The 16,482-nt window shown below is 43.3% G+C and carries 9 protein-coding genes; 5 read left to right on the plus strand and 4 right to left on the minus strand.

Features of this window, described 5'->3' with window-relative positions; translation table 11 throughout:
• Nucleotides 1-805 precede the first annotated feature (805 nt).
• A complete protein-coding gene (locus tag HMPREF0670_RS16115; protein ID WP_009229283.1) occupies nucleotides 806-1,030 on the minus strand; it encodes a hypothetical protein in 225 nt (74 codons plus the stop codon).
• A gap of 4,000 nt (nucleotides 1,031-5,030) precedes the next feature.
• On the opposite strand from HMPREF0670_RS16115, the gene HMPREF0670_RS00960 reads away from it, so the two are divergent.
• Nucleotides 5,031-6,515, plus strand: a complete 1,485-nt coding sequence (locus HMPREF0670_RS00960) for a flotillin family protein (protein WP_009229285.1) — start codon at nucleotides 5,031-5,033, stop codon at nucleotides 6,513-6,515.
• 655 nt (nucleotides 6,516-7,170) lie between these two features.
• Here HMPREF0670_RS00960 and HMPREF0670_RS00965 read toward each other — a convergent pair.
• From HMPREF0670_RS00965 to HMPREF0670_RS00975, 3 genes are all read right to left on the minus strand, one after another.
• Nucleotides 7,171-7,788 (minus strand): hypothetical protein, encoded by a 618-nt coding sequence (locus HMPREF0670_RS00965; RefSeq protein ID WP_232213836.1) that lies wholly within the window; start codon nucleotides 7,786-7,788, stop codon nucleotides 7,171-7,173.
• A gap of 237 nt (nucleotides 7,789-8,025) precedes the next feature.
• Nucleotides 8,026-8,781 carry a hypothetical protein gene (locus HMPREF0670_RS00970; protein WP_157579561.1) on the minus strand — a complete coding sequence of 252 codons (756 nt, stop codon included), beginning with the start codon at nucleotides 8,779-8,781 and terminating at the stop codon, nucleotides 8,026-8,028.
• A 12-nt stretch (nucleotides 8,782-8,793) separates the two neighbouring features.
• The gene (locus tag HMPREF0670_RS00975) at nucleotides 8,794-9,549 is read right to left on the minus strand and encodes a hypothetical protein (RefSeq protein WP_157579518.1); all 756 of its coding nucleotides are present in this window, start codon (nucleotides 9,547-9,549) and stop codon (nucleotides 8,794-8,796) included.
• Nucleotides 9,550-11,200: 1,651 nt separating this feature from the next.
• On the opposite strand from HMPREF0670_RS00975, the gene HMPREF0670_RS00990 reads away from it, so the two are divergent.
• The 4 genes from HMPREF0670_RS00990 to HMPREF0670_RS01005 all read left to right on the plus strand — a co-directional run bounded on the left by HMPREF0670_RS00990 (nucleotide 11,201) and on the right by HMPREF0670_RS01005 (nucleotide 16,433).
• Nucleotides 11,201-12,307: a glycosyltransferase family 4 protein gene (locus HMPREF0670_RS00990; protein WP_083786770.1), complete on the plus strand. Its 1,107-nt coding sequence runs from the start codon at nucleotides 11,201-11,203 to the stop codon at nucleotides 12,305-12,307.
• Nucleotides 12,304-12,876, plus strand: a complete 573-nt coding sequence (locus tag HMPREF0670_RS00995; RefSeq protein WP_009229291.1) for a sugar transferase — start codon at nucleotides 12,304-12,306, stop codon at nucleotides 12,874-12,876. The genes HMPREF0670_RS00990 and HMPREF0670_RS00995 overlap by 4 nt, the downstream gene beginning before the upstream one ends.
• Nucleotides 12,877-13,182: 306 nt before the next feature.
• Complete coding sequence (locus HMPREF0670_RS01000) at nucleotides 13,183-15,285, plus strand: outer membrane beta-barrel family protein (RefSeq protein WP_232213837.1); 2,103 nt, start codon at nucleotides 13,183-13,185, stop codon at nucleotides 15,283-15,285.
• 161 nt (nucleotides 15,286-15,446) lie between these two features.
• Nucleotides 15,447-16,433 (plus strand): DUF4922 domain-containing protein, encoded by a 987-nt coding sequence (locus HMPREF0670_RS01005; protein WP_009229293.1) that lies wholly within the window; start codon nucleotides 15,447-15,449, stop codon nucleotides 16,431-16,433.
• The last annotated feature ends 49 nt before the right edge of the window (nucleotides 16,434-16,482 follow it).

The raw sequence follows: 16,482 nt of genomic DNA on the forward strand, positions 1-16,482 counted from the left end.
AACTCACTGGCTTATAAACTTACGAAACCCAACAACTCCCGAATCCGCCATCTCATCAACAAAAGCCTCACAAATTAACCCATTCAAAAACTTAAAATAATTAGTTTTATTTTACGATATTGTTCTAATGTTCACTTCGTTCTAGCGAAAATGTAGGCCGAAAAGTAGGTAAATAACTACTGTTTTGGGCTTTTTACACCTTCCATCTTGTCTGTATTTGAGAAAGAAACCTGCGTTTTGCACCATTTAGCCTTTCTAGTTTGGTTGCCAACTCATAATTCTTCAAGCCCGATTACCTGCTTTTAGACCATAAAATCCCACTTTTTAACGACCATTTCGGGCTTTTCGTACATGTGTTTCATGGTTCGAAAGGGTTTTATTTATACCATTGCAGCGGATATTTATGCGTTTCGTTTCGCATTTAACCACATTTTGCACGGCATTTAGCAGCATTTTACCTTGCATTTAGCACCAAAACGCACTGCATTTAGCACCAAAACGCACTGCGTTTAGCGGCATATTCACTGCATTTAGCACCAAAACGCAGTGTATTTTGCTGCAAATAGCCCCAAAACAGGTGCAAATAGCTGTTCCATTAAATAAAAATTCATTTTGCCGCATTCACAGGCTAACCCCATTTTACATCAAAACAAACCTTCGCGAGAATCGATTTTTTGTGGTAAGGTGGGAGCTTCGTGGACGAAAAGGATGCTCATAATGTTAAATTTCTTACTAAAAACTAGACAAAGAACAATTGTGCCATATACACGCGTAGGGATAAAGGCACAGAAAGCACGTACGCTTACTACCGCCAGCGCGAGCGGTTGTAGGGCAAGCTGCTCACGACCAACGGAAACGGCATCATGCAAACGCAGAAGACATCTGCCATTGACAAGCGGTTTTTAACCTTGTGGAGACTGCTTTGAATAACTGCCGCCTGATCGCCTTTTGAGGCATTGCCACATTTTGCCACCAACAAACGGAACCGACTCTCGGATTTTGTCGTGTCTTTGTCCGGAACTTCGTACATGAGCGTGGTGTTTGTCTTGGTTTAACAGCACAAAGACATAAACTCCTCTCAAATTGTAGAAGTATTAAAGTTCAAGACGGCTCCAAGAAGTGTTGCTTTGAAACCATTAATGTCTTTTGTTTTTTTGTAGCTCTTATTTGGTTTGTGGCTTCAAAACGTCTGTCAAGTATTCGCTTTGTAACAGGCATTGTTCCTTATTTGATATTGCTCTAACTTCTTTTTGTTTTGTAATAAAAAAATCATGGTTTTGTTTCTTTATCTTTTGCTAAATGCCTATCTTTGTAAGCGATAAGAAACTGTAAGCAATTAGAGAGGTTTGGATTTGCAACTTGTTTGCAATAACGTGAACCACCTTTTTGTAAGAGAGATGTGTTTTTTACATTGACACAAGTGGGTGCTGCGAGGCCGATGGACAGGCAACAAAGTGCATTCCCCAACTGCAATGGACGAAAACATGGATGATAGACGTGAACCATGAAAGGCTTGTTGAACTTTGAACCACACATTATATATAAGGTGACGTTCTTTGTTGATGCGAGGAAACCACAAGCATAGGCATCAGTCGGCAATGGCAGACTGGCTAAACGTAGGAAATGCGCTTAGAACTTTGCCAGTGGGTGATAAGTGACGAATACCAAGAAAAGTAGAACAATTATCTTTTGTGATTAGATGTTGACTGAGATAACGACGCATGCAACCACTCGGCTAAGTTTGCCCGATCTGGTAGGAACCTGTGTCCTAATGTGAAGGGTAATAATTGAAGAGGCGTTGATGGAGTGGGAACACAAGTGTCGTATGGAACACCGAAAGGGCACGCCAAGCAAGCGTAAGACCGCCCTTTCGTGGGTGAGAAGATTGGATAAGGGAAAAGATGAAGAAAAAAGGCGCGGTAGGCAACGACGGAAGACAAGAGTGAAGGGTGGAGGAAAAAGATACATATTTTCCACTCAATGTAGGCACCCGTTGAGAGGAATGCCTACTGCCCTTAGGCATGGGCGAGCAGCTTTTAGCTCGTCCATGTTTCTTCTCTTTAAGAAGTAAAATGTTTGTAAAAAGAAATGTGCCCATTTTGTTTTATGTTATATGGCATCTTTGTGAATTTTATTTACAAAATCCTTGCATCGTTAAAGATTAATGCCTAACTTTGCGGTACGTTAGTTTTGAATTGAGAGTTGATAAATGCTTATCTACAATCGTTCTTTTACTAAACGCTATTCGGTTGCTCCTAGGCGTAGGGGAATGGAAATCGAAAATATAGAGCATAAATTTTCTATACATGAGGACATGATTGTGTGAGTGTTCATAGGCAATACAATGCCTTTGAATTTGACCGGTAGGACATGAAAACATAATGTTTTGGTGATCATGAAAACATAAAAGCTCTTATATGAATTAAGGAAGGCAAATGGTCGTATGAAACAATCTAGTTGGAACTCGTAATTTTAAATGCGGGCGAAGAATAGATAAATTGACGTTTTGATAAGGAAAGTAGACAAAAGAAAAGAGAAGAAGATAAAGTGGTACAAATTCCTTTCATTAGACCAATTGCACGATGACGAATGTGATTGAACGTCCATTTGTGTCGGAAGGCGTGTTGAACACCCCCCCCCTTGTGCAAGGCCTGAATATGGCTGATGCTAACTTGTTGCTATGCAGGAAGTATAAAGTTAATGGGGGAAAAGGCCACGTTAGTGGGGTAGCACCATTGGTGTGTAGGCTTAATTGTTTACAGCACGCTGCAAAGTAAAAACAACATCCTCGTGCTATTTTAGCAGGAGTGTGATAGTTGTTGCCCTCTTAATGAACAAAAAACGCTGATAGAAGTATGGGCCGTCAGAGCTGTGCTGTATGGTGAAGTTGTTTAGACCGCTTGTTCGTAGGCTTGTTGGCAATCAACCAGGCGTACCTTGATGGAAGAAGAATATGAAAAAGATTAGAAGAAATGTTTGGGCGTATAAATTAACCCGACGTTGAAACGATTGATGATCGGATGGAGCGCATCATGCCGTGTGGTAATGAAGGGAAGTGGGCAGTGCCACTAACAATGTGCATTAAGGGGATCAGAAGGTTATGATGAGCAATAAATAAAAACCTCTGATTGTTCTCTAAGCCTCTTCCTGCCAAAAGCATTAGGATTTGCAACGACATGGGCTAACCAAGAAACCTGCCTTAGGCAGTGTATGCGGAAACTGAAAGCATATAGGGGAAGGGGCACAAGCCCCTTACCCCAAGGGAAAAACCATTTGTGTAAAATGGGAATTGGGCTTGTGAAAGTCTGTGATGGTAACAAAGAATGATTTAAGAAAACTGATTTTATTAAGAAGACTGGTCCTAATTGAATGCGTTTTTGGACCGTTGTCTTTATTGACTGTTCGCATCTTCAACTGTCCAGCGGGACATGTTTGGTTAAGCTGTACCTACATTTAAACTCTCTAAGGTGCGGGCAGGAAACACATACATAATCCAAATAACCACGAGAACACAGAAGACCGCTGCGACGAGATGTCCCAGCGGTCTTTTACCTTATATGTAGCCTTGGCATAGAGTGAATGCAGGGAATTCTTTCATCTTACATAAAAAGCAACAGAGTTTTGTTCAAACCAAGCAGGTTATTGGGATAGATCTGTTTCGTGTGGCAGTGAAGAATATTATCTAAAGGGAGAGAAGGTGAAAAGATAAAAAGGTGAAAGGGTGGAAAGATGGCTAATGCCTTTAAAAGGTGAAAGGATGAAAAGTGAAAAGGAGAGAAGGTTAAAGGGTAAAAGGTGAAGGGTTTAAAAGGTAAAAAGGTAAAAGGGTGAAAGAGTGAAAGGGTGAAAAGGCGAAAGGTAGAAGGGTGAACGGATGAAAAGGTGAAAGGTCGAAAAGTTAAAAAGAGATGGTTGCTCCTATTAACTTATCGTCTCTTAACTTGTTAACTTTCAGCTAAAGGTGGTGAAAAATGCAGGGGCTGTTAAGACAATGTCACCTCGTTAACTCATTAACTCGTTAACTATTCATGTTGAAAGAATGCTGCGCCTATTTATTTGTTCTCCCATCAACTTCCCTGCCTGTTAACTAGTCTGCTCCTTGCCTTGCCAACTGACAAGTGTGGAAAATGGCTGTGTCCATCGACTGGTCAACTCACAAACTTGTCAACTAAAAAGTCAAAGGGATGACTTGGCGGCTAACTTGTCAGCTTGTTTACTTTGGTTTTGTCCTCTCTCCGCACGAATTTTAACATTGTAGACTGCGTTCGGCAGCATTCACCCACTACCTCCTTTTGCATCAAAACCAACCTTCGCAAGTATTGATTTTCTGCGACAGGGTGGGCGGCTGGTGGACGGGAAGGGAGCTCATTATGTTTAATTCCCTGTTAAAAATGGACGAAATGACTATACCATATAATACATGCGCGTAGGAAACGGCATGGAAAACACGTACACTTATAGTCAAACAGAATTGGCTTTGTAGAACCATAGCTGCATCGTAAACAAACAAAAGTCATCCTTTTCCTCTACATAAAGGTTTATTGGTGCTATGCTACGCACGCCTTGCATTCAGCCAACAACCATTTTCCAAAAGCAATTCTGTTTGACTATAACTACTTTCTGCGCGAGCAGTTGCAGCGCAGCATCCTATCAATCCTAAGCAAGTTTACGAAAAGATAATGACGAGAATGGTAAGAATCAAAGAAGACGCTTGAAGGAGTAAAAAAATAAAGGAGAACGTATGAGTTCCTCTAATGGAGAATAGGTAGATGCTGTTTGAAGGGGGCAGAATTACAAAGGAGAATGCATGGGCGTGCCTTATTCCCCATTCTTCAATCAGTGCGCAGCGTTAAAATGCAGAAAAAAAATCTGTCTTTTGTTGCTTTTTTAGAAAATATCAACTAAATTTGCAGTGTCGGTATAAAAAGCCGATATAGTCTTTACCTTGTCGCATAGATGCCAAATAAAAGAAAACATCATGCCCTTGGTCTAGCTAAATAACGAATTCATATAACTAAAACCGCATTACCATGCCCGAACAATTCTCACTTTACGTAATCATCGGCATTGCCGCTGTTATTTTAGTACTCTTCTTTTTTGCATCCTATGTCAAGGCTCCGCCCTCGTATGCTTACATCATATCGGGTCTTAGCCGCGAACCACGTGTGCTTATTGGTTCCGGAGGTTTCCGCATTCCATTCTTCGAACGACTCGACCGCGTGTACCTAGGACAGATAACGGTGGACATTAAAACAGAAGAGAGTGTGCCAACAACCGACTTTATCAACGTTGATGTCGATGCGGTGGCCAAAATTAGAGTGACGCCAAACGCAGAAGGTACACGCTTGGCTGCCAAAAACTTCCTCAACATGACACCCATGATGATTGCCGAACAGCTGCAAGACTCGCTGCAAGGTAACATGCGTGAGATTATCGGTACGCTAGACCTGCGCTCGCTAAATACCGATCGCGATGGCTTTTCAGACCAGGTGATGCAGAAAGCACAACACGACATGGCCAAATTAGGTATCGAAATCATTTCGTGTAACATACAGAACGTTACCGATAAGGAAGGTCTGATACACGATTTGGGTGCCGACAATACCGCCAAGATTAAGAAAGACGCATCAATTAACCGCGCTATCGCCGAACGCGACGTGAAGATACAAGTGGCCCATGCCGACAAAGACGCCAACGATGCACGTGTGGATGCCGACACGGCCATTGCGATGAAGAACAACGACTTGGCCTTGAAACGTGCCGAACTGAAAAGACAGGCCGACACTGCGCAGGCTGATGCCGATGCCGCATACTCCATCCAACAGCAAGAACAACAGAAAACCATCAACATTAAGACGGTTGAGGCTGAGATTGAAAAGACCAAACGCCAACAAATTCTTTCGCAAGAACAAATCGTTATCCGTCAAAACGAGCTGTCTGCCGAAGTGGAAAAGCGTGCAGATGCGGAGAAATATCAAGTGCAGAAGAATGCAGAGGCCGACTTGGAACAACGCAAACGTATAGCCGAGGCACAACGCTACGAGGCCGAACAGCAGGCTATGGCACAAAACGCTGCATCGGATGCCACGCGCTATAAGCTGGAACAAGAGGCACAAGGTATCAAGGCCAAAGGCGAGGCCGAGGCTTATGCCATATTGAAGAAGGGTGAGGCCGAGGCACAAGCGATGGACAAGAAGGCCGAAGCCTATAAGAAATATAACAATGCTGCCGTTGCCCAGATGATGATTGAAGTGTTGCCGCAGATTGTAGAGAATGTGGCCAAGCCCATCAGTGCCATCAAAGACGTTAACATTTACAGCGGCGACGGCAATGGCATCAGCGCCATGAGTGGCAACGTGCCTGTGGCCATCAAGCAAGCGTTCGACGTATTGAAGTCGGCAACTGGCGTAGACATGGCCGACATCATGAAGGCTGGTTCGATACAAGCCAAGACTACGAGGAACATCAACCTCAATGGCGAGGCACAAGAAGTGGTAGACGGCTTGAAAGATTAGCCCTTGCCACATTCTCCTTCATGGTCTTTGGCTAGTAGACGAGTTAACAAGTTGACGAATAGGCGTGTTAACAAGTTGACGAATAGGCGTGTTAACAAGTTGACGAATAGGCGTGTTAACAAGTTGCCGAGTAGACAAAGCTGTTTGCCTAACTCGGAGCTCATTCACCATTTAACCCAAATTGGTTGTTGAGCCTGTGCAGATTTTTTTGCTTGTTGAGCGTATTGTCTGTCTTATTCTTGCAGGCGTAGCGAGCTACGTCGAGAGAATAAGACAGACAATATGCCGACAAGCGAACAAATGATAAACAGGAAGCGACGGAAACAGCCTAAAACCATTGATAAGCGGTCTAATGAACCGATTGGAGTTAAACAAAAACGTTCTTTTGTAAGAGCCAGGTAAAATTGTCCACTCACAAAAGAGCGTTTTCATAAAGCCCAATGAAACAACGCGAGAATGGAATATTCCTTGTCCACTCCTCAACTTGTTAACTTGTCTACAAACCAAAGAACGTATCTGCTAAACCTAAGCTTAACTACACTGTGTTTCCTGCAAACACAGCGTCTTTCTACATTCGTTTTTCGTTTGTTTGCAACTCGTTATCAAACGTGTGGTTAGCAACAAATAAAAGGACCTTTTTCATAGCGAATACGCATTATTCGTTGGAAAAATCGCCCCAATTCAGCTTATCAATGTCAGCTATTTCAGACAGCTTGATAAGCTTTCTACGTTTTATTTTGCTCTTAGTCACCTTATAATGCTCCTCCTTTTCATTGTCATCGACGTTGAGATTTTCTTCGTATACCCTTGTGCGTGTAGAGAAGTTGATGTCTAAGTTATAATAAGTAACGTACCTAATGCAACGATTATGGTTATAACCAATCAACTCAAAATCGTTGTTTTGGTATCTAAAAATATAGTTCCAACACCCATATCTACCATGAGCAAAATAAATGTGTAATGTGTTTTTTATGATATACAACTCAAGTTCGGGTGCATCAGCAATTCCTCCGTCCTCGTTTTCGGAAGAAAAACAAGTGTCGTTCCTTAATATCTGCTCGTAACCATTCTTACGTTTAAAGAGAATGATAAGTCCGCGGCGATTGCGATCGAGCCGTCCGCGACATTCGTCATCTACCCATTTACTCTTTTCAGTTCCCTTTATCATCAGCACCACGTCGGGCTTACCGTCTTTATTAAGGTCGCCCTTGTATTGTTGAAAAAGCGAATATCCTTTGGGAACAAACGCCTTAGGATCTGTTTTCAACTCCATTTTGGGTGCTGTGGCAAGCCTCACGCTGTTTTGCACGAGGCCTTGTTTGGACGTTGTGACCTTTAAACTTTCTTTTCTCGTTCCTCGAAAAGTGTGTTTTCTCGCCATGCCAATGTTCGAGCAAACTCGACATTGTTCATTTGACTTACGAAAACTTTCGCTTTTCGCTTGCTTGCAGCCCATTGTAAAGACCACAACTAGCAATAAATGATATTTCCTTAACATAATAATAGAGTGTCAATCATCCTTTGGTAAATCCAAATCAAGTTCGTCGAAGTCGGTTATCTCCGATAATTTGATGAGGTTTTTCCGCTTAAACTTGATAGTTTTCACCTTAAATTTCTCTTCCGCCTCATCATCATCTGCGTTAATATTCTCTTTATATACACAGGTGCGTGTAGAGAAATTAACATCCGTGATATAAAGAACAACTGGCCCGCGATCGTAACTACCAAAATAACCAATGAGTTCGAAATCGTTATTTTGGTATCTAAAAATGTATTTCCAATAGCCATAACGCCCATGGGCATAATGCAATATCAGGGTGTTATTCTTGATATAGAAGTCTAATTCGGGTGCGTAATACACACCTCCATCCTCGTTTTCGGAAGAAAAACACTCGTCGTTCTCGGCTATCAACTCGTATCCGCCATCGCGTTTAAAAAGGATGATAAGTCCGCGGCGATTGCGATCGAGCCGACCGCAGTATTCATGATCAACCCATTTGCTTTCCTCGGTTCCCTTTATCATCAGCACCACGTCCGGCTTGCCGTCCTTATTAAGATCGCCTTCGCATCCTGAAAACAATACATACCCATCGGGAATAAATTCCTCGGGATCTGCTTTCAGCTCCATTTGAGCCACAGCCACGGGTTTCACACTTGCTTGCACGGTGTCTTTTGTCGGCACCGTGTCTTTCCCACTTTCGTTTTTCGCTTGCTTGCAGCCCGTTATCAGGGCAACGGCAAACATCAAATAAAAAATCCTTAACATCATATGCACCTGCTATTCATCGTCTGGCAAACCTAAATCAAGTTCGTCGAAGTCGGTTATCTCCGATAATTTGATGAGGTTTTTCCGTTTAAATTTGATTGTTTTCACCTTAAATTCCTCTTCCGCCTCATCGTCATCTGCGTTAATATTCTCTTTATATACACAAGTACGCGTAGAATAGTTGACTTCGAGAATCCTAAGAGTAACAGGCCCTCTACTAGAATAACCATCATAACCTATCAGTTCGAAGTCGTTATTTTGGTATCTAAAGATATAGCTCCAATACCCATATCGGCCATGCAGGTAACTTATTATCAGTCTGTTTTTGTTTATCTCCAAACGTAATTCGGGTGCGTAATAAACGCCTCCATCCTCGTTTTCGGAAGAGAAACATTCGTCGTTCTCGGCTATCAACTCGTATCCGCCATCGCGTTTAAAAAGGATGATAAGTCCACGGCGATTGCGATCGAGCCGACCACGGTATTCATCATCCACCCATTTACTTTTATCGGTTCCCTTTATCATCAGCACCACGTCGGGCTTACCGTCCTTATTAAGGTCGCCTTCGTACCGAGAAAACAAATCATACCCTTCGGGAATAAATGCCAAAGGGTTGGTTTTCAAGTCTGTTTGAGCCACAGCCGCGGGTTTCACACTTGCTTGCACGTTGTCTTTTGTTGGCACCGTGTCTTTCCCTCTTTCGTTTTTCGCTTGCTTGCAGCCCATCATCAAGGCCACAACAAATAATAGGTAGAACGTTCGTTGCATAACTGGGGTTAGGTAATTGGTTATTTCAAACGCGGTGGAGAGGGTAAAGGCCACTTGTAATTACGCCTTATAGTGACAGAAAATACGGCTCTTAGTGCTATACGTACGATGCACTTAACGTCCCCCTTCCATGCAAAGATAATATATTTCTTTGTTTTTTACGTTTCAAATCTACATTCTTTTTGTCATCACGGTATAATGATTGTCCAATACGCTGTGTGTTAATGCTGCTTAGCATGTTTTCATACGGTTTGCCAACAGCGTATGTTTAAATGTTATTTGTATTACAAATTATTGTTGTCTCGCTAAAAGGTTTGAAACAGCAAATGTGGTGTTCAGGTTGTCGACAAATAGAAAAATGGTTTCACCTCCCACCAAAAGCTGGCCCCTCTCTGGTCTTCATAAGCGCGATATGGCGTACAGCCGATTGGGGTTAAAGGCGCAACTGGGTGAAACGTGAACGCCATACGCGCCTCGTAGCCCTATATCATTACGTCAGTAGAGGCTTAAAATTGTTCGCATCATTGCGCCCATCCTGTTTAGCCTTATCGCTTGTGCCGGCGCATAGCTGTTGTTCTTATCTTGTAAAACGCCTAATTGCGATTTGTTAATACGGTAAATACATTTTACAAACCACGTTCTTCGGCCGAACCATTCTAGAAGAAAACAACCGCTAAAAACCATATAAAATACGCCCAAACGATAAAATTTCGGCATTTTTTGAGTGCTTTTCCCTTCCGTTTTTGGCCATTTACTATGCTTTTGCATTTCTCTTTGAAGAATAATACTCCCAAATTTGCATCCGCAACTACTAGAAAATGGAGGTTAATCGCTAGTTGTTGCAACGTATTTTGCAGCAAAACGCATTGCATTTTGCAGCAAAACGCATTGCATTTTGCACCAAAACGCACTGCAATATGCACCAAAACGCAAGGCAAAATGCAACGAAACGCAAGGTAAAATACTGCAAAATGTAGCCAAAACCCACCAAAAACACTATTTTAAGCGTTATTTTAGGCATTTTGACCAATTGGAATGAAAAACTGCTTGGTGGCGTTTGGTTGAGCGTTTCATGTCGTTTAGCCTCCCTAATACGTGCTAAAAAGTATGTTTTTGTGCTTTATTTCTCGTAAACATCAATGGGTCAATTGGTTACAAACTTTAAAAATACGCGCGAAAATCCGCCCAATGCCTGGAAATTTTACGGCGAGGGCACTCATAATGTTAAATTTTGGTACAAATGTTTTACAATCTTATGGATGTTATTCAGAGCCATTGCATGACTTTGTTGAATTTAATCCTTGTGCCAGTAAAAGAGCACTTACACGGAAGAGCTTTTGGGATGAATGATAGTCTGAAAAGGGAGCTTACCTTTCGAAAATGAATTCCGCAACGCTTGTTGATGGGCATTGCGGATAGAGAAACCGAGCCGATTTTAAGTTTAGCGGACAGCAATAATTACAATTAAGCCAAACCTACATCATGTGGCCACCTTCCCAACAAGTCTACTACATCATAATCCACTATGTACCACCGCATGGGCACGCGCCCCAATCCTGTAAAATAATATAAAATTAACGCTTTAAATTTGCTTTCACATGCAATATAATCGCACAAACAGAGTTTGTTACTATATAAAAGACTAACAACTATGATGATGAATGAGGCATTGCCAATAATCATTGCTTTTCTACTAAGCGTGTGTTTTGGGTTCGTTTTCATCCCTGGAATACTGAATTTCTGCAAGGAGAAGAACATCTACGACATACCTAACCAACGAAAAGTGCACAAGACATTGGTGCCCCGACTAGGCGGTTTGGCATTCGTTCCTGCCATAACCTTGTCGATAATAGTAGCTGTTGGCGTGATGAGCGTTGGCTTTACCGAACCAAAGATACAAGTAAGCCTATGGAGCATGGCCTTCTTGGCCAGCTTGTTGCTGGTTTATGCCACTGGCGTTGTAGACGATCTCATTGGGCTTAACGCACACGTGAAGTTTACTGTGCAAGTGATTACGGCTTGCGCACTGCCCCTTTGTGGTCTTTACGTAAACAACCTTTATGGCTTTATGGGCATACACGAAGTGCCTTATTGGCTGGGATTTCCCCTCACCGTATTCATCATCGTGTTTATAGACAACGCCATGAACCTTATTGATGGTATCGATGGGTTGGCAGCCGGCTTGTCTATTCTGGCCCTTTTGGGCTTTCTGTTTGTCTTCGGCAATGCGCAACTCATTCCATACGCCGTCATTGTGGCCTCGGCTATCGGCATCCTGATACCCTACCTGCGCTTTAACATCTGGGGTAAAGCCGAACAAAACCGTAAGATTTTCATGGGCGATTCGGGCAGTCTTACGCTAGGTTTCATCCTCGGTTTCCTGTTTGTGAAGTCGGCCATGCACAATCCACCGCTCATGGCAGCATCTCCCGAACGCTTTGTACTGGCTTACAGCCTGCTTGTTGTGCCGGTTTTCGATGTGGTACGGGTTGTTTTGCATAGGCTCCGCACCCGTCAACCCTTGTTCTCTGCCGACAAAAACCACATTCACCATAAGCTAATGCGCTTGGGAATGACCCAGCATCAAGCCCTAATTTTTATTCTTGGGCTTGCCATTGCTTATGTCGCTATGAACATGTTGCTCTTCCCCCTAGTCTCGATAACGGGCATCGTACTGATAGATGTGGCCACTTTCACCCTCTTTCAGCTTTTGCTTACTCGTAAGGTAGAACGAAAAGAATTGAAGATTGCAGCATGAAAAGACTGTTCGACCTCATCGTTTCGGCTCTTTGCCTCGTGATTTTCTCACCGCTTATCTTGCTTTGTGCCATCGCTATAAGACTAGATGATGGCCTACCTGTTATCTATACGCAAGAGCGTATCGGGCGTAAAGGAATGCCTTTCTTTATTTATAAGTTCAGAACGATGCGCATGGATGCCGAAGAAAACGGCCCTATGGTACTGGAAGTAGACGGCGACGACCGACTTACACGTGTGGGTAAGTTTCTTCGCGAGCATCACCTTGACGAGTTGCCACAGCTTTGGAACGTGTTTAAGGGCGATATGTCTTTCATTGGGCCACGTCCCGAACGCAGCTTTTACATCGAACAGATTATGGCAAAAGATGCTCGCTACGAACAACTTTACGCCTTACGCCCAGGTGTAACGTCGTATGCTACGCTATATAACGGTTATGCCGACAGCATCGAAAAGATGCTTAAACGCCTGGAACTCGACCTGTACTATCTGCAAAACCGCTCTTGGTGGATGGACACGCGCATTTTAGCCTGCACGTTCTTTAAGATTGCAGGCGGCAAGAAGTTTTAGTTTCCCTCTCTCTTACGAGCCCTCATCAGTTCTATCTATCAGCAATTCTTGGTTTCGTCTACCAGCCTTCGTCGGCCTTGTAGCCACAAACTTATTTCAAACAAGTAGCGCGCCAGTTCGTAACCAACACATTCCCCACCCCGTCTTCTTTGTTAAAAGAACTTCTCGCGGCAAAACTCCACTTTATTTTGCCAACAAATAAGAAAAATCGTAACTTTGCAATTACATAACATTCTAACATGGCATATGCAAAAGTTCATATCCTTAACATTGATAACACTTTCATGTCTTTCATCTTATGCTCAGGTGGAACAACAAAGTTCGTTACCCTCAAAAAATGACACAACAGCCATAGACAGTTCTGACTACTGGAGAAGACTCGACCTGAACGAGGTTATAGTCATTGCTGAAAAAACAGTGATTGACCATAAGCCCGACCGCATAGTTTATTATACTAAGAACGACCCATATGCAAAAGGGCTAAACGGAGTGGAAGTAATGCGTCGTCTTCCGCGTGTGTCTGTCGTAAACGAAGCAGTAAACGTTGCAGGTAAAGCCAACGTTCGATACATCATTGACGGGCGATTGCTGGAAACTTCCGAAAGCGAAACCTTGATGAAACTAAAATCCCTGCGTGCAGACAACATCGAACGAATAGAACTTTTCACCCTAGCTCCTGCCAAATATCCTGCTGCCGACAACGTGTGTTATATCGCCATCAAGACAAAACGTGATGAAACACTTGGTGTAAGTGGCAACGTGGACGCCAATCTCATCGTCAAAGAAAGCCTCAATAGCTATTTTGGAGGCGGCATTAGGCAAGCAACAAAACGCGTGGACTACTCCATAGACCTTAATTCCAACCGAAACAAGGGTATCAACGACATCATTAGAGAGTACACTTTTGCCGACCACATTAAGCTGTCGCAACGTAGAAACGATTTCACCAACAAGCTTTTTAACCTTAACGCCTTGCTGAAATACAAGCCAACCGCTACAATTGAAACAGGCCTTATGCTTAACCTTGGCACAGAACGACTGAAAAACGAATTACAAGACCTAACAATCGACCGCGGACTTAACTTTCGTTCGCATGCCCATTCACCATCCAACCCCATTAATGCCACGACCCTAACAGGGTATGCCGATTGGAATTTAGACAACAAAGGCAAACTGTTGAGCCTAACATACAACTACTTTAACAAGGCAACCAAGTCCACCTCGCACATTAGCACCACCGAAGGCACATCGTCATCGATGATGAACAATTCAGGAAACAACAACTACAAGATACACGCTGTCAAGCTAGACGCTACACTCCCTTTCAATGCCGTCAACATGGAAATAGGTGCAGCCTATACGTCTATTAGCAACACATCTGCCATAAGCACAGAAACCCTTACAGGTGGTGTGTGGACTAAGCTACTAGGACAAAACAATAACTTCCGTTATACAGAGAAAACAAACGCCGCTTACGTAAGCCTTTCGAAAGATCTTAGTCCCAAATGGTATGTTCAAGCTGGTCTTAGATTTGAGCACACCCACCTTACGGGAAGGAATGTAGCCGAGCATAACAAGCAATCTTACAACCGTCTTTTCCCCACACTCAACCTAAGTTATAGGGCGGAAACAGGCTATTCCCTATCCGCTGCTTATTCCATGGGGATTAACCGACCACGATTTAGCGACCTTAACCCATTTAGATATTACACCACAACTACCGATTACGTATCGGGTAACGCCTATTTGTCGGCAAGTATCACTCACAATGCCGAACTTTCTTTTAGCCATAAAGGACTGTATGCCGTTGCTTATGCCTACCAGTTGAAAGACGGCGTAGGCTATGTGACACGATTTACCCCAGACAACTCACAATACACAACTCCCCAAAACTACATCGACTATCGAAAATATGGTGTATATGCCAGCTATCAAAAGAACTTTACTGCATGGTGGAACGTGAAAGTGGGTGGTGAATTGTTTTATGCCAAGTCTCAATCTAGCATTGACGACAGTCACCCTTCCAACTCCACGAGTTGGAGTGGAAAACTAGAAGGAACTAGCGACGTCGCTTTCAACAGTCAACACACGTTGCTTTTCACCATACAATATCTCCACATGTTTCCCCACGACGAAGATTTAGTTAGGTATAAAGCCCTTAGCTTACTCAACGCAAGCCTGCGTTGGCAACTTATTAACGGCCGTCTCCAATTAAACCTCTCTGCAAGCGACCCCTTCTTACAAAACATTACTCGAGCCACAAAACATTATTCCGCTTACGAGGAATATATGGAAACCAACGCGCATGTACGCAACGTATCGCTCAAAATAACTTACCTATTCGGCGGAAAGAGCGTGAGAGACGTATATAAGGATAACAAAGAGACAGAGTCTAACAGAAGTTATTAGGCCGTTTTTGAGTGAAACGAAAGAAAGACATCCATTGCCAGCCTCTCCATTTCTTTTCATTGTCTCTGTTTCTCAAAACCATTAATCTTCCATCAACTTGCTTTTATTACGTATATTTTTTGTAAGTTTGCATCAATAATAACTAAACCTCTATTTGCGATATGGAAATTAAAGACGGCCAAGGCACAACCAAAGCCACAGAAGTGCAAGGCCAAGACATATTGAATCGCTTTTTTGAAGAACAATTGCAAGTGTGGCCCGACGCTCAACAGCGTTTCAACGACTTGAAAGGCGTATTGCTCAAAGCCGTAACATGCGCAGGCATGCCATTTTACGTGCAATGCAACCCTGCGCGCCTTGTTTCCACGGGCGCAAAGATTGATAAAGCCGCGCTGGCACAACGTCCCTGCTTTCTATGCGAAAAAAATAGGCCAGCGGTTCAAACGCAAATACCCATCGACAACGACTTCGAGTTGTTGGTTAACCCTTTCCCCATCCTGCCATTGCATTTCACCATACCCGCAAAAGTTCACCAACCGCAACTTATTTGCGAACACTATGGCAAAATGCGCCGAATACTTGAATGTTTCGAACACCTTATCGTGTTTTATAATGGGCCGAAATGCGGCGCATCTGCACCCGACCACATGCACCTGCAAGCAGGAACAGGCACCCATTTGCCCTTGCGCGACAACTGGGAACAGCTTTACAATAATCGCCAAACACTGCTATCCACACCCGACGGCTCTGAACTAGCGGCTATCAACAACTATGCTTGCCCTGCATTTACCATCGTGGGGCGCGATGCCAAGGCCGACGTTACGCTCTTTGAAACCCTTTATAAGGCTTTACCGCAACGCGAAGACGAAACCGAACCGATGTTTAACATCTTGAAATGGCGCGAAGGCGAAACGTATATCACTGTGGTGATACCACGAGACAAGCACCGCCCTGCCTGCTATTCGGCCGAAGGAGATGCGCAAATGCTCATCAGTCCGGGGGCGTTAGACATGGCAGGACTGGTTATTACGCCCCGAAAGGAAGACTTCGAACGCCTAAACACGCCCCTACTTGAATCTCTATATAAAGAGGTGGGCATGCCAACGACAACTTTCGAAGACGTGAAACGGAAAATAATGAGGAGTTAAGGAGTTATGGAGTTAAGCCAAATGTCTGTGAGGCTTTAAGCTTATTTGT

The sequence above is a fragment of the Prevotella sp. oral taxon 317 str. F0108 genome, assembly GCF_000162415.1.
GTDB lineage: Bacteria > Bacteroidota > Bacteroidia > Bacteroidales > Bacteroidaceae > Prevotella > Prevotella conceptionensis.